This is a genomic window from Streptococcus pluranimalium (assembly GCF_002953735.1).
Taxonomy (GTDB): Bacteria; Bacillota; Bacilli; order Lactobacillales; family Streptococcaceae; genus Streptococcus; species Streptococcus pluranimalium.
The window spans coordinates 82468-106766 of sequence record NZ_CP025536.1; the positions used below are offsets into that span (position 1 = coordinate 82468).

Sequence of the window (24299 nt, forward strand, 5' to 3'; positions counted from 1 at the left end):
TCCGCAGGAGGTCTCTGCCGTCCGCACCACCTAAGAAAAATACCAAAAAAGGAATTATAATTATGAAACCTATTATTTCTATCATCATGGGCTCCAGCTCCGACTGGGCAACCATGCAAAAAGCCACAGACATCTTGGACAAGTTCCAAGTTCCCTATGAGAAAAAAGTTGTTTCAGCCCACCGTACGCCTGACCTCATGTTCAAACATGCAGAAGAAGCACGCGACCGTGGTATTAAAATCATCATTGCAGGAGCTGGTGGTGCAGCCCATTTGCCAGGCATGGTAGCTGCCAAAACAACCCTTCCTGTTATCGGTGTCCCTGTTAAATCTCGTGCCCTTTCAGGTCTAGATTCCCTTTATTCTATTGTTCAAATGCCGGGTGGTGTGCCAGTCGCAACTATGGCAATTGGTGAAGCAGGAGCGACCAATGCCGCTTTAACAGCGCTGCGGATCTTGTCTATCGAAGATGCTACAATCGCTGAACAGCTCAGCCATTTCCAAGAGGAACAAGGAAAAATCGCGGAGGCTATGACAGATGAACTCAACTAAGACAATCGGGATTATCGGTGGTGGTCAGCTTGGACAAATGATGGCCATTTCGGCTATTTATATGGGGCACAAGGTCATCACGCTGGATCCGTCGGCAGATTGTCCAGCTTCATGGGTGTCTGAAGTCATCGTGGCAGCCTATGACGACGTTGAGGCCTTGCGTGAGTTGGCAGAACGTTGTGATGTCCTCACCTACGAGTTTGAAAACGTGGACGCGGACGGTTTAGATGCTGTCGTGACAGGAAATCAACTTCCTCAAGGGACCGACCTCCTACGCATTTCTCAGAACCGTATCACTGAGAAGGATTTCCTCTCTCAAAAAGCTGGCGTAGCCGTGGCCCCTTACAAGGTCGTGACCTCAAGCTCTGATTTGGACGACATCGACTTGACCAAAAAGCAGGTCCTCAAGACAGCGACAGGAGGCTACGACGGACACGGGCAAGTGGTTATTTCGTCTCAAGAAGATTTGGCTAAAGCCTGTGACTTGGCTGACTCAACAGCTTGTGTTTTGGAGGAATTCGTCACATTTGATTTGGAAATTTCAGTGATTGTGTCCGGCAATGGTGTTGATTTCACGGTCTTTCCAGTCCAAGAAAACATCCACCGCAACAATATCCTCTCAAAAACCATTGCACCTGCTCGCATCTCTGATCAACTAGCGGAAAAGGCCAAATCAATGGCTCTACAAATCGCCAAGCAGTTGGATTTATCAGGAACCCTCTGTGTGGAAATGTTTGCTACAGCAGACGACATCATCGTCAACGAAATCGCACCACGCCCCCACAACTCAGGGCACTACTCCATCGAAGCTTGCGACTTCTCACAGTTTGACACCCATATCTTGGGCATTTTGGGACAACCGCTACCACAAATCCACCAACATGCGCCAGCCGTTATGCTCAACGTCCTCGGCCAACATGTGGAAGCTGCTCAGACTTACGTCCACAACAACCCTAGCGCCCACCTCCACCTTTATGGTAAACTAGAAGCGAAACACAACCGGAAGATGGGACATGTTACGGTGTTGAAGGAAGATGAAGAGGAGTTCGCATAAAATTTGTCAAGCATAATCTCCTAATAATTATTCGCCAGTAGTTTACGATACAAAAAAAAGAGAATGGAGAAGTCAATGAAACCAATCATTCCTAAGAGCCCAGTGATACCGATACAATTAAGTTCTGAAGAAATTGCTTTTTTGACGTCTGTGACTTTTGGAGCAGTGATTCAACCCAGAAAATGTGATGTGCTGTTTGTTTTCAGTGGCACGCATCCAGGACATTGGGAGAAGGCGATTGAAGCCTATCACAAAGGGTTTGCCCCAAAGATAGTCGTTACCGGTGGCCGAAGTTTAACTGGTACCGCTCATCCAGATTGGCGAGGAAAAAGTGAAGCTAGAGTTATTTATGATCATTTACGCAAAGCAGGTATCCCAGAAGAAATAATAGTTTTTGAGGACCAATCTACCAATACACTTGAGAATGTCTTATTTGCAAAAAAAGTTTTTGATTTTAAACAGGTTAACACGGTGATGTTTATCTGTAAAAGCCATGCAACCGGAAGACAGTATCGCACCTTAGCTCAGCATTTACCTGAAGGCATTGCCTATATCCCTTATACTTTTGATGCAAGTTATCAAGGCAATCCGGTATCGCGTGAAAATTGGATGACCTTTGAAGAGGGTAAACGGAGAGTGTGGGGCGAGTACTTAAGAATACTTCATTATGGAGAAAAAGGTGATATTCTGCCCTTGGAAAAGCTATAATGTAATTAGTATTTATAGATAAAAAGTAAACTAAAGTCATTCGTTAAAAACTATTCGCTTACTATGTAACAGATCGTTCTGGACTAATTTTTCAGTAATTCAAAGCTAATTGTCACCTCTATAAATTAAAAGTTAAATACAACTGGAAAATGAGCCATGTGACTGTGTTTAGTGATGAAGCAAATAGTGTAGAGGACCTTTGAAAGACTGGAGGAATATGAAATGAACTTAACTTTAGTAGGAGGAATGATTGCAATCTTTGATGCAGCATGCGTTCTGACTATGATTTACGATTCTAAAAAAAATAGCATTAAGGAAAGTAGGTAGATAATAGTGATTAAAATCATCGTTCATGCTTTTATAGAAAATGGTCAACTTGGTGTGGTTGAAGTACTCTATGCTTCGACTGACGAGAATTCTATTTTTAATAAAATGGCAGAGCTAGAAAAGCAGTTTGCAAATGATTATTTAGCTGTCTATGACTTGCCACTTGATATGGATTTAGGGAACTTACCTCATTATCCGTCAGTGGCAATTGGGAAAGAGGAGTTTGGGGAAGGGATTAGATGTTAAATTATTTTAGAAGAAATAAAAAATTGTTGTTTTTGATTATTATTTTGATTTCTTTTTTAGGGCCTATATTCTCTAAATTGTTATCATTTCTATCCCCTTTTTTGAATGATTCAGTAGGAGATTGGTTGAGTTTTTATGGATCTATGGCTGGGACAGTTATATCGGTACTCATTATCCATTTACAACTATTTCTGGAGAAAGAGCGTGCTATGGAACAATCTAGACCGGTATTGATTTTAAGTAATGAGTATCAAACTATAAAGTCCGGATTCAAAATATATTATGATAATAAGTTTTGGTATAGTCTAACTAAGAGAAATAAAAATACAAATAATGTATCTAAAAGGAGTTTTGAAGAATTTTATCAGACATCAGATAAGATGGATAAAGCATTATCAATAGAGATATTAAATGGCCAACCGTTACTAAATTTGCATATTATATTTGATAATCGTTCTCCTCAAATTATTCCTAAAATTGATGCAAACGAGCGAATTTACGTTATTTCTAAAGAGCATCAGAACTCAATTTTTTCGCATTTGATGAGTAATAATTTTCAGTTTAATCATCTCCCAAATAAGATAACCTTGTATTATACAACATTATCAGGAGAAGTTATAAAGACTCTCTATCAATTAGATGATAAAGGGAACTGTAGACTAATTGAGAGAAGATACAATGTAGATTATCCAGAGCAATCTATTGATAGTCGGACATGCGATTATATTGTTAAAGTTTAATTGTATTAGATAGGAGAAAAACAATGATCGAACGTTATTCACGCCCTGAGATGGCGAACATTTGGAGTGAAGAAAATAAATACCGTGCTTGGTTGGAGGTGGAAATCCTCGCTGATGAGGCATGGGCTGAGTTGGGTGAGATTCCCAAGGAAGATGTGGCGAAGATTCGTGCCAACGCGAGCTTTGACATCGACCGTATTTTAGAGATCGAGGAGGAGACCCGTCACGATGTGGTGGCTTTCACGCGTGCCGTGTCTGAAACCCTTGGCGAAGAGCGCAAGTGGGTTCACTATGGTTTGACCTCAACCGACGTGGTAGATACTGCCTACGGTTACCTTTACAAACAAGCCAATGACATTATCCGTAAAGACCTTGAAAACTTTACCAATATCGTGGCTGATAAGGCGCGTGAGCACAAGATGACCATCATGATGGGTCGTACTCACGGGGTTCATGCGGAGCCTACAACCTTTGGTCTTAAGTTGGCGACTTGGTACAGCGAAATGAAGCGTAATCAAGAGCGTTTCGAGCGTGCAGCAGCAGGCGTTGAAGCTGGTAAAATTTCAGGTGCCGTTGGTAACTTTGCCAATATCCCACCATTCGTTGAGGAGTATGTCTGTGGTAAACTCGGCATCCGTCCACAAGAAATTTCAACTCAAGTCTTGCCTCGTGACCTCCATGCGGAGTATTTTGCGGTGTTAGCAAGTATTGCGACATCAATCGAGCGCATGGCAACTGAGATTCGTGGTCTTCAAAAATCTGAGCAACGTGAGGTGGAGGAATTCTTCGCCAAAGGCCAAAAAGGTAGCTCAGCAATGCCCCACAAACGTAATCCAATCGGTTCTGAAAATATGACTGGTTTGGCCCGTGTTGTCCGCGGACACATGGTCACAGCTTATGAGAATGTTGCTCTCTGGCACGAACGTGATATCTCTCATTCTTCAGCAGAGCGTATCATCACACCAGACACAACTATTCTGATCAACTACATGCTCAATCGTTTTGGCAATATCGTCAAAAACTTGACCGTCTTCCCAGACAACATGCTTCGCAACATGAACTCAACATTCGGCTTGATTTACAGCCAACGCGTCATGCTCAAGTTGATTGAAAAAGGGATGACACGTGAAGAAGCTTATGATTTGGTACAACCAAAAACAGCTCATTCATGGGATAACCAAGTCGATTTTAAACCATTATTAGAATATGATGAGAAAGTAACTTCTCGCCTCACACAAGACGAAATCGACGAACTCTTCAATCCTGTATACTATACAAAACGCGTAGATGAAGTCTTCGAACGCTTGGGGTTATAATAGACAAAAGAAACGGTGAACGTTTCTTTTTTATGTTTCTAAAATTAAAAAAATATTACTAAAAGGACAAAAAAATGGTATAATATAAATATAAATGAGAGAGGAGATAACTTGAGTTGTGGAAACTTTTGGTCTAAAAGTCAAAATTCTACGAAAAGAAAAAGGGATGTCGCAGGAAGAATTGTGCGAGGATCAATCGGAATTATCAGTTAGACAGTTAATTAGAATCGAGGGGGGACAGGTTGCTCCCTCTCTTTCGAAAATGTTATTTATAGCTAAAAGATTAAATGTTCCCCTACCAAGCTTGGTTGATAGTGAAGAATTTGAGTTACCATTTCGCTATAAAGAGCTGAAGTATCTTATAATGCGAACGCCAACTTATAGACAAGAGCAGCAGATAAAACAGATTACACAATATTTTGATGAAATTTATTTGGATTTTTTTGAGAAGTTACCTGAAGATGAGAAAATTGCTATCGAAGTTTTGCAAACTTCAATGGATATCCACTTAGATGAAGATGTTAATTTTGGTGGCGACTTAGTTAGAGAATCCTTTCAACAGATTCAATTGAAAAAACGATATGAATTAAATGATTTATTAATAATTCGTCTTTATTTTTTCTATATTTACTTTGCTAATTTTCAAGATACATTATTTGATTTATCAATCGTCAAAAAATTATGTGGGTATTTAAAAAAACAAGCCCAATTTACACATCCAAGCGATTTATTTCTACTAAGAGATATTCTTTTACAAGCTATTACCATACTAATTAAACTGGAAGAGTTCCAAGATGCGAGTGATTTAATTGAACAAACTAGAGATATAATATCGACAACCCAAGATTACCAAAAACAGCCTATCTTAGATATGATGGAATGGAAATTGATTTTAGCTCAACATAACAATAGAGGAGCAGCTGAAGCGAAATATAATGAGGCGCTTTTATTTTCACGTATAGTTGGTAATCAATATTTAGAAGAGCAACTAATTATTGAATGGGAAAAAGATTCACTGTAAACGGTTAATAATGGATTATATAACGAAAGGTTCTTAAGTTTTATCTTACTTAAGAGCCTTTTGTTGTATGTGCTTTGAAACATACTAAAAACTTTTCTAATCCGATTATTTAAAGTGTTTCCATAATGTTATTTAGGATGAAAAAGTTTCACTCACTCTAACGTGACTTTTTTGTCATGTTGTTTTGTTTTGTATTTGGATAAACTAAATTCATAAAATATAAAGGAGAACAAAAATGTTTGCAATTATTATTTCACTTATCTCATGTTTAGGTACTGCAACTGGTTGGTGGCTTGGATAACTTTCCATTTTTAATTTTTTAATAACTTTGCTAGTATATGATGTTAGTTGTCGGACTCTATTTCTGACCCCACATACTAATCCTCTCATTTAGTTAGTTTTTGGCTAGTTTAAAGTGGTTTTCAGAAATCAAAATGGTGCGAGTTAGTTTTCATAAGTGTGGTATGTTACTTTTATGTATTTTCCTGATTACTTTTCTGTTATAATGTTATCAAGGAGTTGCTCATGAAAAAAGTATGTTTTGTTTGTCTTGGTAATATTTGTCGCAGTCCGATGGCTGAGTTTGTGATGAAGGATTTTGCTGGTGCGGATTGGCAGATTGAGAGTCGTGCGACGTCTTCTTGGGAGCATGGCAATCCTATCCACCGAGGAACACAAGCTATTCTTAAAGAAAAAGGCTACGCTTATAACCACTCAAAGACCTCTCAGCAAGTAACGTTAGACGATTTAGCTTATTTTGATGCCATTATTGGCATGGATGAGCAGAATGTTGCGGATTTAAAGCAGCTCTCTGCGGGGCGCTTTGACAATAAAATTCATCTCTTTTGTGACGGTGGTGTGCCCGATCCTTGGTACACTGGTGATTTTGAAGAGGCCCATAACCTCGTCCGTAAAGGTTGCCACACTTGGTTGGAAGAATTATCTTAAACACGAAGAAAGAACATTATGAAACAGCTGATCGAAGATATCAAAAAAATAAAATTGACAAGAGCGACGATTGAACTCCTAAGCGTTGCCTTTATTATTATCCTAGGTTTAAGCGCCTTTTTAATCCCTCTTAAACATAAGGGAACGTTAACATATGATAATCATAAAATCACTTATAACGGAGAAGTGGCTAATAATCGGATGAATGGTCAAGGTAAGTTAACTTATGAAAATGGGGATATTTATCAAGGGCAATTTAAAAATGGTGTTTTTGACGGTCAGGGGACCTATACGGCTGCCAAAGGTTGGTCCTATTCTGGTGAGTTTAAAAAAGGACAGGCTGACGGTCAAGGAGTTTTGAAAACAAAGGATAACAAGACCTACAAAGGCGAGTTTAAACAAGGAATTTATAAAAAATGAGAATAAAATGGTTTTCACTAGTTAGGGTAACCGGGCTGCTTTTAGTCCTTCTCTATCACTTTTTTAAAAATCAATTTCCAGGTGGCTTTATCGGTGTTGATATCTTCTTCACCTTTTCTGGTTTCTTGATCACAGCTCTAATGATTGACGAGTACAGTCGGTCAGATGCATTTGATATCATTGGCTTTTTAAAGCGACGTTTTTACCGGATTGTCCCTCCTTTAGTTTTGATGGTTTTGGTGACTATCCCCTTTACCTTTTTAGTCAAGCCGGACTTTGTTGCTGATATCGGTAAGCAAGCAGCAGCAACGCTTGGGTTTACGACAAATTTCTACGAGATTTTTACAGGTAGTAGTTACGAAAGCCAGTTTATCCCTCATCTCTTTGTGCACACATGGAGTCTAGCTATTGAAGTGCATTTTTATCTTCTCTGGGCTTTGGTGATCTGGTTGCTTTCAAAACGCAATTTAACACCTCTCAAATTTAGAGGGATGATCTTCATGGTCTCATCTGCCCTGTTTGGACTGGGTTTTGTGAGTATGTTTATCAGAGCTTTCTTTGCAGATAATCTTTCATTGATTTACTACTCTAGTTTGAGTCATAGTTTTGGATTTTTCCTAGGAGCTATTTTTGCGACGATTTCAGGTGTATCTGAGGTGACTCATCGATTTAAGAGAAATGCTCAACTTTGGTCTCTCAATCGAGCGATTGCTTATATGGCAGGCAGTTTCCTCCTTTTATTGTTACTGACATTCGCACTTGACTTTAATAACATTTTGACTTTTCTCTTTGGCTTCATTTTGGCAACTCTCTTTGCCTCAACCATGATTTATTCAGCGCGTGTCTTACATGAGAAAACACCAAAAGCTAAAGAGCCTGCTTTTATCACCTTCTTTGCAGACATCAGTTACGGTCTCTATCTATTCCACTGGCCCTTCTACGTGATTTTCAGTCAGCTCGTTGCTAACTGGTTGGCAGTGGTTCTCACTATGTTTTTCTCTATTCTTTTTTCAACGTTCTCTTTTTATGTTTTGGAGCCTTTCATTGCTGGGAAAATCCCTCGTATCCTTGGCATAGAGATAGATTTGAAACCCTACTGGAAAGCTATGGTAGGCATAGGTGCAGCCTTGTCTCTTCTTCTTGTCATCGTTAGTGCGACAGCACCAAAAGTTGGGAAGTTTGAATCGGAGCTTTTGGTTAACTCTCTTAAACAATCGCAGAATAGTTTGACAAGATCATATATGGTCACTGCCGGAGATGTGGATGCCCTCAGTGACGTTACTGTGATTGGTGACTCTGTAGCTCTTCGTTCACAGAATGCTTTTAAGAAAATTATGCCTAAAGCGCAATTAGATGCAGCTGTCAGTCGAAATTTTGAAGATGCATTCACAATTTTCAAAAATCAAGCGCAAACAGGTACCATGTCAAGCACTGTCGTTGTCGCTGTTGGGGTGAACTCAACAAGTGGCTATGAAGAAGAAACTCAGAAATATATTAAAGCCTTACCAAAAGGTCACCGACTAGTTTTTGTGACTCCATATAATGCAAAAGCAATGGGAGATGTCAAAGCTGTCAGAGACTATGAATTGAAGTTAGCTAAAAAGTACCCATACGTTACCGTTGCGGATTGGTATAAGGCGGCTGTTGATCATCCTGAAATATGGGAAGGCACTGATGGTGTTCATTATTCGGACGCCAGCATAGAAGGTGCTGACCTTTATGTTAATACTGTTCAAAAAGCAGTTGAACAAGTGGCTAAGCAGCCCGCTAAAAAATAAAGCACAAAACAATGTCAAGCAGGCGAAATACCTTGTTTGGCATTGTTTTTTATTTGGAAAATTCATTATCTCAAGACGATAACTAGCTTGAGTAATGGATATTTTTCAAAAAAGTTAAGAAAATACTTGCAATATTGTGTGTTTGAGTTTATACTAAGTTCATAGGTTAATTAGTCAACTAATTAACCATAAAACTAGATTGATGTTTAAGAGAAAAAAGGAAGGTGACTATGTGAACGAAGCAATACCCATTTACATGCAAATCTCACAGATGATTGAAGATGACATTTTAAGCGGGCATTTCAAGGTTGATGATAAGGTACCATCTACCAATGAATTTGCCAAGATGATGCAAGTCAATCCTGCAACGGCAGGTAAGGGGCTTAACGATCTAGTTGATCAAGATATTCTATATAAAAAAAGAGGAATGGGCATGTATGTAACAGCAGAAGCTAGAGATTTGATTATTGCAAAAAGGCAACAAGCTTTTAGTCAGCAAATGCTTCCCGCCTTTTTACAAGAAGCCAAACGATTAGATATTTCACTGGATCACTTGATTGAGATGATTAAGGAGGAGAAGAATGCTTAAGTTAGAAGAGATTACTAAAAAGTATGGCCGAAAAGTTGTTTTGCAACAGATTAATTTAGAATTTAAAGATCAGGCAGGCGTCTACGGTCTCTTAGGACGCAATGGTGTTGGGAAAACAACCATGATGAAATTGATAAATGACATGATTGCTTCGTATGATGGTCGTGTTAGCACCAGCTTTGATCTAGCCCACATCGTCTTTGTAACAAGTGATGTGTCTGATTATAATAGTGTTTTTCAAGGGAAAATCACAAAACTAATCTGCTATTATGAAAACATGTATCCAAAGTTTGATGCTCATTATGCCGAAGAACTTCTAGCTCGCTTTAATCTTGATCCAAAGCTTAAAATCAAGAAACTATCAACAGGTAATAAAACATTGGTTTACAATATTTTGGGGTTAGCAACTCGAGAAACGGTTACCGTCTTTGACGAGCCTACGAATGGTCTTGACTCCGTCAACCGTCAGAAGTTCTTTGACGCTATGTTAGAGGATTATGCGCAACATCCTCGTCTCATTATCTTGTCAACGCACTTGATTCAAGAAGTGGAAAACTATTTGACCCATGTCATTATGCTTAAAGAGACTGCTTTATTGGTTGATGCTAATATTGAGGATGTTCAAGCTAGGGCAGTTCGCTTAACGAATGCAGAACTTCCTAACAAATATATCCTTAATCAACGTCAACTGGGAAGCACGACAGAAACTTATCTCTTTGATACGATCACTGAGGAAGATATCCGAGAAGTGACTGGACAAGGTGGACAAGTCGGTTATTACGACCTACAGACACTCTTTAATTATCTAGTGGAGGACTAATCATGAAACGAACGTTAAAACTACGAGGTATGCAACTTTTAGATCATTTAAAAATAGCTGCACTGATTATGCTTGTCTTTGCACTTATTGCAGCTTCATTTACAGTGCTAGCCCTCCTTTTTGGTGATAATAGCACCTTTGATATCCAAACCAATTCATGGATTAATGGCACCGTACAGTTTATATCCAGTATCTTCTCTCTTTGGACAATCATTGTCTTTTTTACAGATGGGATGTCAGACTTTGACTCAGCTTTGCGATTTGGTAATAAACGCAAGAACTACTTCATTGCTAATTTCTTCATTTACGCTATTATTACCGCAGTGTCGAACTTCTTCACCTTGTTTGTTGATGACAATCGTTTCCCCTCTTGGCAGGATTTCTTGTCAGGATTCGGGACTAGTTTTGCTGGTTGTTTTGCTATTGCTATCTTTAGCTTTGCTATTTACAAATGGGGGTGGAAAGTACTCTTCATCCTTCTTGCTATCAATTTCTTGGGTGGAATAGCAGTAGCCATGTTTGGTTTAATATTGCATGATAGTTTGCCAGTAATCTTTGAAACCCTGTCACAGTTACCAGACTATGCCTACCAGGGCATTGGAGTTTTAATCTTACTAGCGCTTATCTCAGTTTATTATTGGATTATTGCTAAAGTCGAAGTGAAATAATACCTTAATCTAGGCTTCATGATGCCAGCATAGTGTTGGTGTTGTCATAAGGTTTTTAGAGTTTGGAAAATCCTTTAGAAGCAGATACCTCGTGTGATTGATGTAAAAGGCTCTTAAGTTAGGACAAAGGCATCATTGAAAATAAGGAGTAGTTTAATGACTAATATAGTGGTGATAGTAATCATTGCGGGTGTTATTGGTCTACAAACTATTGCTGGCTATTTTGGCAACAAGTACTTGGGATTTATTCTACCTATCTTGTTTATCGTAATCGTTCTTTATCTGTTTTTAAGAGGGAATTTAACTTTCTCAGTTAGAGATATCTTAATGCCTCTTGTTGGGATTCTTTCCTTAGCCATGATTTATGAAAGAGCGGATAAGGCAAGACAGTTGAAACAGAAACGCTAGTAACAAATGAGCCTTATAATGATAGTTGTTGCAAAAACTTGAAGCCATCTAGCTTGTAGACTTCAATATTTTGTGAGTTCAAGTAAAGAAACTTAAATGTGATAGTCGATAAGCTAGTGCTATTTCTGATGTGGATAACTCCTCCTAATTATTTGGGAGGGGTTTTACTTTTAGAAAAATGCAAACCTCCTAAAACTTTTTAGGCAAAGAAGAGAAAAAAAAACAAAAAGTTTGAAAAAAAGTTCACAAAAATACTTTACAAGGAAATTTATTGTGATATAATTAACATATAAACAAATTGTGAAACTTTTAACAAAATAAAGTGTTATATTTTAAAGGAGTTTATTATGGCGACTAAAACAGTTGAAGTAACAGAGACAGTTCAAAAATCAAATACACAAGAAGTTATTGATCGCTTGGCTGAACAAGCGGTTGTCGCTTTGGATGCAATGGCAGATTTCACACAAGAACAAGTGGATCACATTGTTCACCAAGCTGCGATTGCTGCGCTTGACAAACACATGCTTTTGGCTAAGATGGCTGTTGATGAAACTGGTCGTGGTGTTTATGAAGATAAAGCTATTAAAAACATGTACGCTTCAGAATATATCTGGAATGCCATCAAAGATAACAAAACAGTAGGTGTCATTTCAGAAGATAAAGAAGCAGGGCTTGTTTCTATCGCAGAGCCAGTCGGCGTTATCTGTGGGGTAACACCAACAACTAACCCTACATCAACAACAATCTTTAAAGCTCTTATCGCTTTGAAAACACGTAACCCAATCGTGTTTGCCTTCCATCCATCAGCTCAACAATCATCTGCTGAAGCAGCCCGTATCGTTCGTGATGCCGCTATTGAAGCGGGAGCACCTGAACATTGTGTACAATGGATTGAGGAACCATCTATTGAAGCAACAGGACTTTTGATGAATCACCCTAAAGTAGCAACAGTTCTTGCGACTGGTGGACCTGGCATGGTTAAAGCAGCTTACTCAACTGGTAAACCTGCCCTTGGGGTTGGTGCTGGTAATGTGCCGTCTTACATCGCAGCAGATGCTAAAATTAAACGTGCTGTTAACGATATTATCGTTTCAAAATCATTTGATAATGGAATGATTTGTGCTTCAGAACAAGCAGCTATCGTTGATGAGGAAGTTTACGATGATGTTAAAGCAGAATTTGAAGCTCATCAATGTGTTATCATCTCTAAAAAATCAGACCTTGAAAAACTAGAAAAGGCAGTCCTTAATGAAGCAAAAACAGCCGTTAATGCAAAAATTGTTGGTAAATCAGCAGAAGAAATTGCTAAATTAGCAGGCTTGAAAGTGCCTAAAGGAACAAAAATTATCCTTGCTGAAATCAAAGATGCTGGACCAGATTACCCGCTATCACGTGAAAAATTATCACCAGTTCTTGCCCTTATCAAATCAAAAGGTGTCAAAGACGGTTTTGATAAAGCAGCAGCTATGCTTGATCTTGGTGGACTTGGTCACACCGCTGTTATTCATACTGAAGACGAAGACCTTCAAATCCAATATGGTATTCGTATGAAAGCATGTCGTGTACTTGTTAACTCACCATCAGCTGAAGGTGGTATCGGTAACATCTACAATGAAATGATTCCATCATTGACACTAGGCTGTGGTTCATACGGTCATAACTCAATTTCACACAACGTGGGGGCATTCGACTTGATTAACGTTAAGACATTGGCAAAGCGTCGCAATAACATGCAATGGTTCAAATTGCCACCAAAAGTTTACTTTGAAAAAAATTCAATCACTTACCTTCGCCAAATCAAAGCTGAAAAAGTGATGTTGGTCTGTGACCCTGGTATGGTGCAATTCGGTTACGCTGATCTTGTTCGTAAACAATTGGCACTTAACCCTAATAATCCAAGAGTAGAAGTCTTCTCAGACGTTGAGCCAAACCCATCAACAAACACTGTTTACAAAGGTCTTGAATTGTTCAACAACTTCCAACCAGACACAATTATTGCTCTCGGTGGTGGTTCAGCGATGGATGCTGCCAAAGCCATGTGGATGTTCTTTGAAAATCCAGATGTTAGCTTCTTTGGCGCCAAACAAAAATTCCTTGATATCCGTAAACGTACTTACAAGATTCCTTACGCAGAAAAAACAACCTTCATCTGTATCCCAACAACATCTGGTACAGGGTCAGAAGTAACACCATTTGCAGTTATTACTGACAGTGACGACCATACTAAGTACCCACTTGCTGATTATGCCTTGACACCTGATATCGCTATTGTTGACCCAGCGCTTGTCATGAGTGTACCGGCTAGTGTTACAGCTGATACTGGTATGGATGTCTTGACTCATGCTATCGAATCATACGTATCAGTTATGGCTAGTGACTATACGCGTGGACTCTCACTTCAAGCCATTAAATTGGTCTTTGAAAACCTTGAAACATCTGTTAAAAAAGCAACAGAAGAGTCACGTGAGAAAATGCATAATGCTTCAACAATGGCAGGTATGGCCTTCGCCAATGCCTTCCTAGGTATCTGTCACTCAATCGCCCACAAAGTTGGTGGTGAATGGGGCATCCCTCACGGACGTACCAATGCTATTCTCTTGCCGCACATCATTCGCTACAATGCTAAAGATCCTCAAAAACATGCTATGTTCCCTAAATATGACTTCTTCCGTGCGGAAAAAGACTACGCAGACATTGCACGCTTCATGGGATTCAAGGGTAAAAATGATGCTGAATTAGCAGAAGAACTTGCTCGTCGTGTCTACGAACTTGGAAAAGCAGTTGGTATTGATATGAACTTCAAATCACAAGGAGTTAAGAAAGAGCAGTTGAAAGCAGATGCTGATCGCCTTGCTGAAAAAGCTTACGAAGATCAATGTACGACAGCTAATCCTAAAGAGCCACTCATCTCTGAACTTAAGGAAATCATTGAAATTGCCTATGATTATAAAGGAAAATAGAAAGATCCTTTTATGTTAGAAAAAATTTATGGATATGTAGCCTTTGTCTGGCTAACCCTGTCTAACGAAAGTCTTCGATAACAATAGAAAAAATCTCCGTAAACGTGCCTTTATGGCACGTTTTTTAATGGTAAGGCTTACCAAAATTTTTAGAACTTGTTATAATAGATAAAAGAAAAGGAGATACTTATGAAAAAAGAAGATTGGCTAGAGTATTACGAAACCGTTTATGGAGAGACTCCAAGTGATGATGTCGTTGCAGCAGCTCGTCAAGCAGGTGAGTTTTCAGAAGAAGATGAGGTTAGTAGTGGTGAAGCTGTAGTAGTTGATCAGACCGAAGTCAACTCAGGTGTTGTTTATCCTCAGGAAGAGCAAACGGTACCACTGATAACTGAAGCACCTATTGTCAATCAGCAGGGACCAACAAAACAACCATTTTTCAAGCAGAAAAAATTCTGGTTATTTGGTGGTGTAGGTTTTCTAGTTCTAGCACTATTAGTAGGTCTTTTTCTATTAGTACGTTACCAGACTGGTCAAGTTCAAGGTTATTGGCGTAGTGCCAAATTAGAGAAAGAGCTTGTTAAAGAGATTGAAAAGAGTCTTTCGGATGTTGAAGGAGATGCTGGTATTAAGTTAGATAAAGTCTTAAAATCAGAGACAGTGGCTCTAGATATTGCTGATGATGAGGCAACGATGTTTGTTTCTTACGTGTTTGATAAAGAAGCTTTTTATACAGCTTACCAAGAATCTTTGACTAATTCAGAGTACTCGGAGTATCTTGGAGATGAGTATAAAGATTTATTGAAGGACTTCATGCCTAGCCGTAAAGAAGTAGATGAAATGGTTGATGAAATGCTAGAAAAAACTGGTAAAGAGGAAGGTTTTGACTACGATAGCAAAACAGGGAAACTTAAAGCAACCTTGTTTGAGGGTGATGTTCACCGCATTACAAGAACCATTGAAATCACAGAGATTGATAATGATGACCTAAATTTAGATGATATTGATTTAGATGAGGGCGACAAGATCAAATATCAAAAAGAAAAATCTGGGTTAGTGCTTAAGGGCAAAAAATCGAAGCATGATGTCACCTTTAAAAAAGGTAAGATTAGCTCATCAAAAGTTTATTAACAACAAATGGAGGTTGGGACGAAAATCCTAATCTCTTTATTTTTTATTAGGGAAGCAATGACCAGTATTTGGGATTTCCGCATTTCTCAGCCTGCTATACATTTTCTACTCTGAACGACTAAATTGTAAACAGTCTACCCCTACCAAGAAACTTCCTTGTAAAAGTGAGAAGTCATAGGGTCTGAAAACTTTTAAATGCTGAAAAGCAAGAGAGTAATATTCGTGTTAAAAAGGATTAGAAATAGATTGTTCTGTCTTCTTCAAGAAACTAAAGAGTCAAAGGGACTGCATTATTCTAAACAACTGTATTTGTTTCATTCTCTTTTGAAGTAGTCAGAGAAGTTTTTAGAAGATTATGTTAAAATAAATTAATAGCCATACTTGAAAAATAGCACTACAGAGAATTGGATTGATAAATCAACGATGTTTGTGATGATTGTTGACGCTAGTCACCGTGAATTTTTTATACAAAAGTGTTCAATCTTTCTGAGTGTTGACTCAAAATTCTTATCTGTTTTGGTAGAATCGCTTCACTCATAATTAGTGAGATATAACGAAGGTTTACTGCACTAACGTATGATAAGTGATACCTGCTAGCGCGATTTTATAAAGTGTTAGACTAATAAAGTATTGAATGGCAAATCTTTTGAAAAGGAAATGCTGATAATAGCCTTTAGGGAATGATAGCTTATCAGCCTATCAGGGCTATGCTTTGTTTATGAAAGATACTATGACAGTTATGGCTGCACCTTTATGAATATGTGATAACAAATGAGGAAAACTAATGACCCTAATATACCAATCAACACGTGATGAAAACAATAAGGTAACGGCTAGCCAAGCTATTCTCCAAGGCTTAGCAAATGACGGTGGCTTGTTTACTCCTCTAGCCATGCCCGATATGGCTTTGGATTTTGAAGCTTTAACACATGCTTCTTATCAAGAGGTAGCCAAGCTAGTGTTATCAGCCTTCTTGGATGATTTTACATCGGAAGAGCTAGATTATTGTATTGCTAATGCCTACGATGCTAAGTTTGACACAGAAGATATCGCTCCCCTTGTAAAGCTCAATAAGCACTACAATCTTGAACTGTTTCATGGATCAACCATCGCCTTTAAAGATATGGCTTTGTCTATCTTACCGTATCTTCTAACGACATCAGCTAAAAAACAAGGCGTTGACAATAAAATCGTTATTTTAACAGCAACTTCAGGAGATACCGGAAAAGCTGCTATGGCTGGTTTTGCTGATGTTCCAGGAACGGAAATCATCGTCTTCTATCCTAAAAATGGTGTCAGCAAGATTCAAGAGCTGCAAATGACGACTCAAAAAGGTCAAAACACGCATGTTGTGGCTATTGACGGAAACTTTGACGATGCTCAGACAGATGTTAAGCGTATGTTTAACGATGCCGATTTGCGTGCTCGTCTTCTAGAGCAGAAAATCCAGTTTTCATCAGCCAATTCAATGAATATTGGTCGTTTGGTGCCACAGATTGTTTATTATGTTTACGCCTACGCTCAATTGCTCAAAACGGGTGATATCACTAACGGCCAAGCGATAAATGTTACTGTTCCCACAGGGAATTTTGGGAACATCCTGGCAGCCTATTATGCGCGTGAGATTGGTGTACCAATCGCAAAGTTGATTTGTGCGTCAAATGAAAACAAAGTTCTGACGGATTTCTTCCAAACAAGAACCTACGATAAAAAACGAGACTTCAAGGTAACCAGCAGCCCATCTATGGATATTCTCGTATCTTCAAACCTAGAACGTCTCATTTTCCATCTGGTTGGTAATGATGCTGCTAAAACCAAAGAGCTTATGGCAGCCTTAGTTTCGAAAGGGGAATATCAACTTGATCAAGTTGACCAATCAATCCTTGATCTCTTTGAAGCAGGCTATGCCTCAGAAGCTGATACAGAAGCTGAAATCAAGAAAGTTTTCCAAGAAAATAACTATATAGAAGACCCTCATACGGCAGTAGCTTCCAGTGTTTACCGTGCTTATCGTGAACACAGCAATGATGACACACCAACAGTAATTGCCTCAACAGCTAGTCCTTATAAGTTCCCAAGGGTTGCTGTTAAAGCTGTGACGGGAGAAGATTCTGGTGATGATTTTGCAGCTGTTGACGAGTTGCATCAACTTTCAGGAGTTGTGATTCCAGCGGCTGTACGTGATCTACAGATGGCACCTGTCAGACATACGACAGTTGTTCCAACAGCAGGCATGCAGGAGGCTGTGGAAGCGTATTTGGGGGTATAACGATGCTACCTTTATTTGAACTTGCTAAACATCCTATTCTTGAAACAGAACGTCTCATTTTAAGACCTATGACCAAAGACGATTTGGAAGATTACCATGCTTTCACTTCGGATGATGATAATCTTCGCTACGCATTTTACCCTCACACTTCTATGGAAGACAGTTGGCAAGGCTTGGTTCTTTATAACCTCAAAGAACCAATCGGAAAGTATGGTATTGTTGAGAAACAGTCTAATCACTTGATTGGTAACATCAACTTTAAGCCAACGGATAGAGAGGATACTCTAGAAATCGGCTACACCTTACACCAAGATTATGCAGGACAAGGTTATATGACAGAGGCGGCTAGTGCTTTAAAAGCCTTAGCTATCGATATACCAGGGATTAGCTATTTGACGGCTGTAACTAATCATGAGAATCTAGCTAGCAAGGCTGTATTAGAAAAAATCGGTATGACCTTAATTAAACAGTACTCAGACAAGAGCTTAAGGGGACAAGATATCCTTTCAGATAGCTATCAGATAAAAGTCAAAGACTGAGATTTCTCGGTCTTTTCTTCTATAATAATGGTAAAATAATAGTTATGAAAGAAAGTAAACCATTATTGCGCATTGCTCTTCCAGCTATGGCGGAGCAATTTTTACAAATGTTAATGGGCTTCGTTGATAATTATTTAGTAGCTCAAATCGGTCTAACTGCAGTGTCAGGTGTTTCAATTGCCAATAATATCCTTGCTATTTATCAGGCACTATTTATTGCCCTAGGTGCTGGTGTATCTAGTATATTGTCACGCGATTTAGTTGTAAAAAAAGAGGAGCAAGTTAACCAGAGTATGGCTGATGCTCTATGGTTAACAAGTATAATTAGTCTCCTTTTAGGTTTAGTTTCTATAGTAGGAAATGTTTGGCTTTTAAAAGTCTTAGGAACTTCGACAATAGTTGCCCAGGAAGGTGGTCTCTATCTAGCAATCGTCGGAGGTGGTACCATTAGTTTAGGTTTATTAACCAGTATGGGAGCTATTGTCCGAGTGCAAGGCTATGTAAAACTTCCCATGGGCATTAGTATTCTGACTAACTTTCTAAATGCCCTTTTTTCTGCCCTGTCAATCTATATCTTTGACTTTGGGATTACTGGAGTTGCTCTATCAACTGTTTTATCAAGATCAGTAGGCACACTCATTTTGATGCAGAAGCTTCCTATCAAAGCTATACTTCAGAAACTGCGTTGGAAAGTTGATAAGCAGTTGCTTGAGATTGTCCTTCCAGCAGCAGGAGAGCGCCTGATGATGCGTGCGGGTGATGTTGTTATTATTGCCATCATCGTTACTTTTGGTTCAAAAGTTGTTGCAGGTAATGCTGTCGGAGAAATAGTGACTCAGTTTAACTATTTACCTGCTATGGCTATATCTGTAGCTACAATCATTCAAGTCGCTTCAAATGTCAAGGAAAATCCTCGTCAAGTCAGAGAAACTATCAAAAACAGCTTTTGGCTATCAACGCTGATGATGTATGGCTTAGCAGGAATTATCTTTCTTCTAAAAGCCCCCTTATTAGGTCTATTTCTGCAAAATTCACAAGCCTTACAAGCAGGGGGAACGGTTGCTCTATATTCCTTGATTGGCGTTCCAGCGACTGCAGGAACCCTAATCATGACAGCGACATGGCAAGGCTTAGGAAATGCAAAACTCCCCTTTTATGCGACCGGTCTAGGCATGTGGTGTATTCGTATTGGGTTAGGGTATCTACTAGCTATAAGTTTAAATCTAGGTTTACGTGGTGTCTGGTTAGCAACCGTTTTGGATAATTTATTTAGATGGCTATTTTTAACTTATTTGTATAAGAAAGAAGATGAACTGCACCCCAAATGTTAGACCCAAATTCTAACAATTGGGGTGCTTTTTGTATGAAATTAAGTTATGAAGATAAATTAACAATTTATAAATTGAAAAAACAAGGGATGACATGGACAAAGATTGGAAAAATATATGATGTTAATATCTCTAATATAAAATATATGGTTAGACTCATGGCTCGATATGGCGTAGAGATTGTTAAGAAAAGTAAAAATAGATACTATTCTCCTGAATTAAAGCAAAAAATTATCGATAAGGTTCTTCTTGAAGGGTATTCTCAATGATCAGTTTCTCTCGATTATGGACTCCCTAATCGAGGAATGCTTCCGAACTGGATAGCACAATACAAGAAAAACGGTCATACTATTGTTGAGAAACAACGAGGGAGACCATCAAAAATGGGACGTAAACCGAAAAAGAAACCAGAAGAGATGACAGAATTAGAGCGTCTTCAAAGAGAATTGGAATATCTTAGAGCGGAGGATGCCTACTTTGCAGTAGCTTGTAGCCAATCGTGTCGTCACCTTGTTCCTAACTCTTGGACAAGCCTTGCAGGGCTATTCGTAACTCGCTTCGCATCGAACGACTAGCGCCAAAAAGTTGCGAGAATACCGCTTGAAGGACGAGGCAAAGCTCAAAGAGCAACAACAATCGTTCAAGAGTTAATCAACGAGTTCCCTTTAGCGATGTTACTCGAAATCTTAGACTTAAGCCGTTCAACTTACTACTATCAATTAAAACAATTGAATAAAGGGGAGAAGGATAAGGCACTCAAAGCTGAAATCAAGTCCATTTATGACGAACATAAAGGGAATTATGGTTATCGTCGTATTCACTTAGAATGACGAAATCGTGGATTTATGATTAACCACAAGAAGGTCCAACGTTTGATGAAAGTGATGGGCTTAGCGGCTCGTATTCGTAGAAAACGTAAATACTCCTCTTACATGGGTGAAGTTGGTAAGAAAGCTGATAACCTGATTCAACGTCAACTTAAGGGCTCTAAACCGTACGAGAAATGTTATACGGATGTGACGGAATTTACTTTACCGAACACTGAGGGGAAACTCTATTTGTCACCTGTTCTTGACGGCTACAATAGTGAAATCATTGCCTTTACCTTGTCATGTTCACCGAACTTGAAGCAGGTTCAGACTATGCTTGAAAAAGCATTTCCAGATGAGTCTTATAAAGCCACTATCCTTCACAGTGATCAAGGCTGGCAATATCAACATGATAATTATCATCGTTTCCTTGATTCTAAGGGAATTCAGCCCTCTATGTCTAGAAAAGGGAATAGCCCAGACAATGGTATGATGGAATCATTTTTTGGCATTCTTAAATCTGAGATGTTCTACGGATTTGAAAGGTTATATCAATCATTAGATGAACTTGAACAAGCTATTACAGATTACATGTTTTACTACAACAACAAACGAATCAAAACAAATTTAAAAGGACTTAGCCCTGTGCAATACAGAACTAAATCCTTGCAATAATTATTTGTCTAACTTTTTGGGGTCAGTACAGTGTGTCTGAGGTTTTTTGGATATTAACGCTTTAATTAGCCCTAAAACTCTTCGGAGTTGTCCCCGTCACCTTCTTAAAAATCTTGATGAAGTAACTTTCGCTGCTATAACCCAAATAATTTGAGATATCTGTGATTGTGAAATCGGAATAGAGCAGCATGTTCTGAGCAACTTTCATTTTCCTTTGGTTAATGTAGTCGGTGACAGTTAGGTTCATATGGGACTTGAAGACTTGTGAAAAATAATTTGGAGAGTAATTAATTAGTTCTGCCAACTCATTCAAGCTGATTTTTTGATGAAGGTGTTGGTCAATATAGTGTAGAACCTTCTGGATATCCTTAGGATAGGAGCTCTTAGACTGATAACTCACAATCTGTTCATAGAAATAAGCAATCATCTCCTGATGCAATTGAATAATCTCATCGATGCTAGTCTTCTTAATCATTTGATGAATGTAGTAGGTATTAATGGTATCAGCCAGTTGGTTTTCAACGCCTGCTTGAACAGCTGCTAGTTTGACAAGTGTAACATGCTTCATAAATAAGAGTTGATAAGTGCTTAATTCTTCATCTGATAACAGCAAATGTTGTCCATGTTCAAAGACTTCTTGGATATGTTTCAAAGCAGTCTGATCACCGTCTTTCAGTTGATTAAAGTAGATCATCTCATCACTCGTCTGTTGAGTGTCATCTTCTAGATTAGTGAACTGTAAGCATGTTAATTGTTGCTGGGTTGCATTTCCACCATTCAAAAAGCGTTGGCAAATGGTATGATATTGATTTTTCATGTTATTCTCCTTAACTCCGTAATATTTTACCATTTTTCGATAAAAAGTGTCATACTTTCTAAGAAAAGGGCTGTATAATGAGATTACAAATAGAAAAGAGGAGAAAAACATGCAATTCCAAGAACTCATTAACACACGCAAATCAACCCGTCATTTTACAGATAAGGAAGTCACAAAAGATATTTTAAAAGAGATTGTTTCTGAGGCACAAAAAGCACCATCTTGGGTAAATTCACAACCATGGAAGGTGACGATTGCTTCTGGAGAAAGGTTGAAAGAAGTTAAGGCAGTCTACAAAGATTTGAACTTATCTGGTACAAAAGGGAATCCAGATTTTTCAGTACTATTGAATGAGTTGTGGCCAGAATACACTCGTAATAATATGGCAAATTCCAATGGTCAAATATATGGTTTAGAAGGCTTCAATGATGCGCAATGGCAATTATTCCAGGCTCCACATGTTGCTTTCTTAACGATTCCAAAAGGTGCTCCTGAATGGGCGATTCATGATTTAGGAATGTTTTCTCAGACTTTAATGTTGAGTGCACAAAACCATGGTGTTGACTCAATCATTACCTATGCTTTTGTTAAATATCCTGATGAATTAAGAAGAATTCTCTCTATCCCAGAAGATGAAGTGATTGGTGTCGGTATCGCTCTTGGTTATGGTGAAGAAGGGCACCGCTTGAATAAAGGGAACAGTGAACGTAATCCGTTAGAACAAGTTTTGACATTTAAAGATTAGAATAATACTAGTCTTATCTCATCTCCATCGCTTGATTTTCAGATGAAGTCAAGCGGTTTTTAATTGTTCGCATTTTTCTAACCTCATTTTAAAAAAGTGTTGCGATGGTTAGATGGGATAAAAAGCTATTTAGCCATAAAAATATAAGATCATTCGTCTAAAATAAAAGTAGGAAGAAAATGCTCAAAACCCCTTAAAAGTGTTTTCAAATTGTAATATAGTTTAATTATCTTATAAACTTAATCTAAATGAGAGAAGTCTCGTCTTAGTATTAAAATAATTGAGTTCTCCACTGTTATCAGTATCAAGTCAGATCAGACTATGGGAAATTAATACATGAGGATTGGGGAAAAAAGAAAAGAAATGGAGTTATATTATGACAAAAAGTTTGAAAGTAGTTTCTGCTATTGCGACTGTTGCAGCGGCAGCATCTGTTACACCAAATGCATTTGCGGAAGATGAAGCAAAGGCAGTTCAAGAAGCTTCTCCTGTTGTTGAGAAACAACAAGAAGTTGTAGCTTATGAAGAAGCTGTTGCCCTGCAACTGAAGAAGTGACAACAGCAAACGAGGCTTATGACGCCGCAAAAACAGCTGTAGCTGAAAAGACTACTGAAGTTGAAGAAGCAACTGCTAAAACTGAAGAAGCTAAAGCTACTGTTGCGACTGCAACTGAACTTGTCAATGAGTATCAAACAGCTCCTGATACTGCAGAGGCAACTCTCGCTGAAAAAGAAGCTGAGTACACTTCTGTACAGGAACTCATCACTGATGCAGAAGATGAATTAGAAAATGCCAAAGCTAACCTTGTCGTGGCTACAGAAGCAGAGGCTGCTAAAGCGCAACAAATCACTGCTGCTTCTTAAGACAGATAGTAAGATTAGAGAAAAGAATTTTGAAAAAAAGCCTCAAATCCCTTGCAACCTTCATTTGATTCTGTTATCATATTATGGTGCTGTAAACAAAACAGCTTTAGCTATGATACAAGAGGTTGCGACACGCTCGGTTGCATTGCCACGCAACAAGTGTTGGTTTTCTTGAGGAGCTAGCCTATTACTTTAAATAGACGCAAAGGAGAAAAAGATGGCAAACAAAAAAATCCGTATCCGTTTGAAAGCATACGAACATCGTACACTTGATACAGCGGCAGAAAAAATCGTTGAAACTGCAACACGTACAGGTGCTACTGTAGCTGGACCAGTTCCACTCCCAACAGAACGTAGTCTTTACACAATTATTCGTGCGACTCACAAATATAAAGATTCTCGCGAACAATTTGAAATGCGTACTCACAAACGTCTTATCGACATCGTGAACCCAACTCAAAAGACTGTTGACGCTTTGATGAAATTGGATCTTCCAAGTGGTGTTAACGTAGAAATCAAACTTTAATAGGATTGATTGAGCACAAAAAACGCTCGTTAAAAACTTTTT

24 protein-coding genes and 1 pseudogene are annotated in these 24299 nt (G+C 38.6%); 24 read left to right on the top strand and 1 reads right to left on the bottom strand.

Annotation, left to right across the window (positions count from 1 at the left end; genetic code table 11):
* The first annotated feature begins 62 nt into the window (after window positions 1–62).
* The 20 genes and pseudogenes from purE (at window position 63) to C0J00_RS00490 (ending at window position 21305) form a co-directional block, all read left to right on the top strand.
* Window positions 63–551, top strand: coding sequence for a 5-(carboxyamino)imidazole ribonucleotide mutase (gene purE / locus C0J00_RS00390; RefSeq protein WP_104967065.1), 489 nt, complete (start codon window positions 63–65; stop codon window positions 549–551).
* Complete coding sequence (gene purK, locus C0J00_RS00395; protein WP_104967066.1) at window positions 538–1605, top strand: 5-(carboxyamino)imidazole ribonucleotide synthase; 1068 nt, start codon at window positions 538–540, stop codon at window positions 1603–1605. Before purE ends, purK begins: the two co-directional genes overlap by 14 nt.
* Window positions 1606–1680: 75 nt before the next feature.
* On the top strand, window positions 1681–2313 hold the full coding sequence (locus C0J00_RS00400; RefSeq protein ID WP_104967067.1) for a YdcF family protein: 633 nt from the start codon (window positions 1681–1683) through the stop codon (window positions 2311–2313).
* Between the two features lie 333 nt (window positions 2314–2646).
* Complete coding sequence (locus C0J00_RS00405; protein WP_104967068.1) at window positions 2647–2886, top strand: phosphoribosylaminoimidazole carboxylase; 240 nt, start codon at window positions 2647–2649, stop codon at window positions 2884–2886.
* Complete coding sequence (locus C0J00_RS00410) at window positions 2880–3626, top strand: hypothetical protein (protein ID WP_104967069.1); 747 nt, start codon at window positions 2880–2882, stop codon at window positions 3624–3626. Before C0J00_RS00405 ends, C0J00_RS00410 begins: the two co-directional genes overlap by 7 nt.
* A 23-nt stretch (window positions 3627–3649) precedes the next feature.
* Window positions 3650–4942 carry an adenylosuccinate lyase gene (gene purB, locus C0J00_RS00415; protein ID WP_104967070.1) on the top strand — a complete coding sequence of 431 codons (1293 nt, stop codon included), beginning with the start codon at window positions 3650–3652 and terminating at the stop codon, window positions 4940–4942.
* A gap of 118 nt (window positions 4943–5060) precedes the next feature.
* The gene (locus tag C0J00_RS00420; protein ID WP_104967071.1) at window positions 5061–5963 is read left to right on the top strand and encodes a helix-turn-helix domain-containing protein; all 903 of its coding nucleotides are present in this window, start codon (window positions 5061–5063) and stop codon (window positions 5961–5963) included.
* 525 nt (window positions 5964–6488) lie between these two features.
* Window positions 6489–6911: a low molecular weight protein-tyrosine-phosphatase gene (locus C0J00_RS00425; protein WP_104967072.1), complete on the top strand. Its 423-nt coding sequence runs from the start codon at window positions 6489–6491 to the stop codon at window positions 6909–6911.
* Between the two features lie 18 nt (window positions 6912–6929).
* Entirely contained in the window at window positions 6930–7331 is a 402-nt protein-coding gene (locus C0J00_RS00430) for an MORN repeat-containing protein (protein ID WP_104967073.1), read from the top strand.
* Complete coding sequence (locus tag C0J00_RS00435; protein WP_104967074.1) at window positions 7328–9109, top strand: acyltransferase family protein; 1782 nt, start codon at window positions 7328–7330, stop codon at window positions 9107–9109. Before C0J00_RS00430 ends, C0J00_RS00435 begins: the two co-directional genes overlap by 4 nt.
* A gap of 232 nt (window positions 9110–9341) precedes the next feature.
* Complete coding sequence (locus tag C0J00_RS00440; protein WP_104967075.1) at window positions 9342–9698, top strand: GntR family transcriptional regulator; 357 nt, start codon at window positions 9342–9344, stop codon at window positions 9696–9698.
* Window positions 9691–10518: an ATP-binding cassette domain-containing protein gene (locus tag C0J00_RS00445; protein ID WP_104967076.1), complete on the top strand. Its 828-nt coding sequence runs from the start codon at window positions 9691–9693 to the stop codon at window positions 10516–10518. The genes C0J00_RS00440 and C0J00_RS00445 overlap by 8 nt, the downstream gene beginning before the upstream one ends.
* Before the next feature lie 2 nt (window positions 10519–10520).
* Window positions 10521–11186, top strand: coding sequence for a hypothetical protein (locus C0J00_RS00450; protein ID WP_104967077.1), 666 nt, complete (start codon window positions 10521–10523; stop codon window positions 11184–11186).
* Between the two features lie 156 nt (window positions 11187–11342).
* Complete coding sequence (locus tag C0J00_RS00455) at window positions 11343–11594, top strand: hypothetical protein (protein WP_104967078.1); 252 nt, start codon at window positions 11343–11345, stop codon at window positions 11592–11594.
* A gap of 347 nt (window positions 11595–11941) precedes the next feature.
* Entirely contained in the window at window positions 11942–14554 is a 2613-nt protein-coding gene (gene adhE, locus C0J00_RS00460; protein WP_104967079.1) for a bifunctional acetaldehyde-CoA/alcohol dehydrogenase, read from the top strand.
* Window positions 14555–14743: 189 nt separating this feature from the next.
* The gene (locus tag C0J00_RS00465) at window positions 14744–15685 is read left to right on the top strand and encodes a hypothetical protein (protein WP_104967080.1); all 942 of its coding nucleotides are present in this window, start codon (window positions 14744–14746) and stop codon (window positions 15683–15685) included.
* 784 nt (window positions 15686–16469) lie between these two features.
* The gene (thrC, locus tag C0J00_RS00470) at window positions 16470–17954 is read left to right on the top strand and encodes a threonine synthase (RefSeq protein WP_104967081.1); all 1485 of its coding nucleotides are present in this window, start codon (window positions 16470–16472) and stop codon (window positions 17952–17954) included.
* A 2-nt stretch (window positions 17955–17956) separates the two neighbouring features.
* Window positions 17957–18493 (top strand): GNAT family N-acetyltransferase, encoded by a 537-nt coding sequence (locus tag C0J00_RS00475; protein WP_104967082.1) that lies wholly within the window; start codon window positions 17957–17959, stop codon window positions 18491–18493.
* Window positions 18494–18537: 44 nt separating this feature from the next.
* A complete protein-coding gene (locus tag C0J00_RS00480; RefSeq protein ID WP_104967083.1) occupies window positions 18538–19824 on the top strand; it encodes an MATE family efflux transporter in 1287 nt (428 codons plus the stop codon).
* A gap of 32 nt (window positions 19825–19856) precedes the next feature.
* Window positions 19857–21305 (top strand): annotated as a pseudogene (locus C0J00_RS00490) (IS3 family transposase).
* A 61-nt stretch (window positions 21306–21366) separates the two neighbouring features.
* Here C0J00_RS00490 and C0J00_RS00495 read toward each other — a convergent pair.
* A complete protein-coding gene (locus tag C0J00_RS00495; RefSeq protein WP_158667293.1) occupies window positions 21367–22122 on the bottom strand; it encodes a helix-turn-helix domain-containing protein in 756 nt (251 codons plus the stop codon).
* Between the two features lie 109 nt (window positions 22123–22231).
* Here C0J00_RS00495 and C0J00_RS00500 point away from each other — a divergent pair, with 109 nt between their 5' ends.
* From C0J00_RS00500 to rpsJ, 4 genes are all read left to right on the top strand, one after another.
* Complete coding sequence (locus tag C0J00_RS00500; RefSeq protein ID WP_104967085.1) at window positions 22232–22867, top strand: nitroreductase; 636 nt, start codon at window positions 22232–22234, stop codon at window positions 22865–22867.
* A 376-nt stretch (window positions 22868–23243) separates the two neighbouring features.
* Window positions 23244–23423 (top strand): hypothetical protein, encoded by a 180-nt coding sequence (locus C0J00_RS00505; RefSeq protein WP_104967086.1) that lies wholly within the window; start codon window positions 23244–23246, stop codon window positions 23421–23423.
* A complete protein-coding gene (locus C0J00_RS00510) occupies window positions 23420–23731 on the top strand; it encodes a hypothetical protein (protein WP_104967087.1) in 312 nt (103 codons plus the stop codon). The genes C0J00_RS00505 and C0J00_RS00510 overlap by 4 nt, the downstream gene beginning before the upstream one ends.
* Before the next feature lie 217 nt (window positions 23732–23948).
* Window positions 23949–24257 (top strand): 30S ribosomal protein S10, encoded by a 309-nt coding sequence (gene rpsJ, locus C0J00_RS00515; protein WP_003046044.1) that lies wholly within the window; start codon window positions 23949–23951, stop codon window positions 24255–24257.
* Window positions 24258–24299 lie beyond the last annotated feature (42 nt).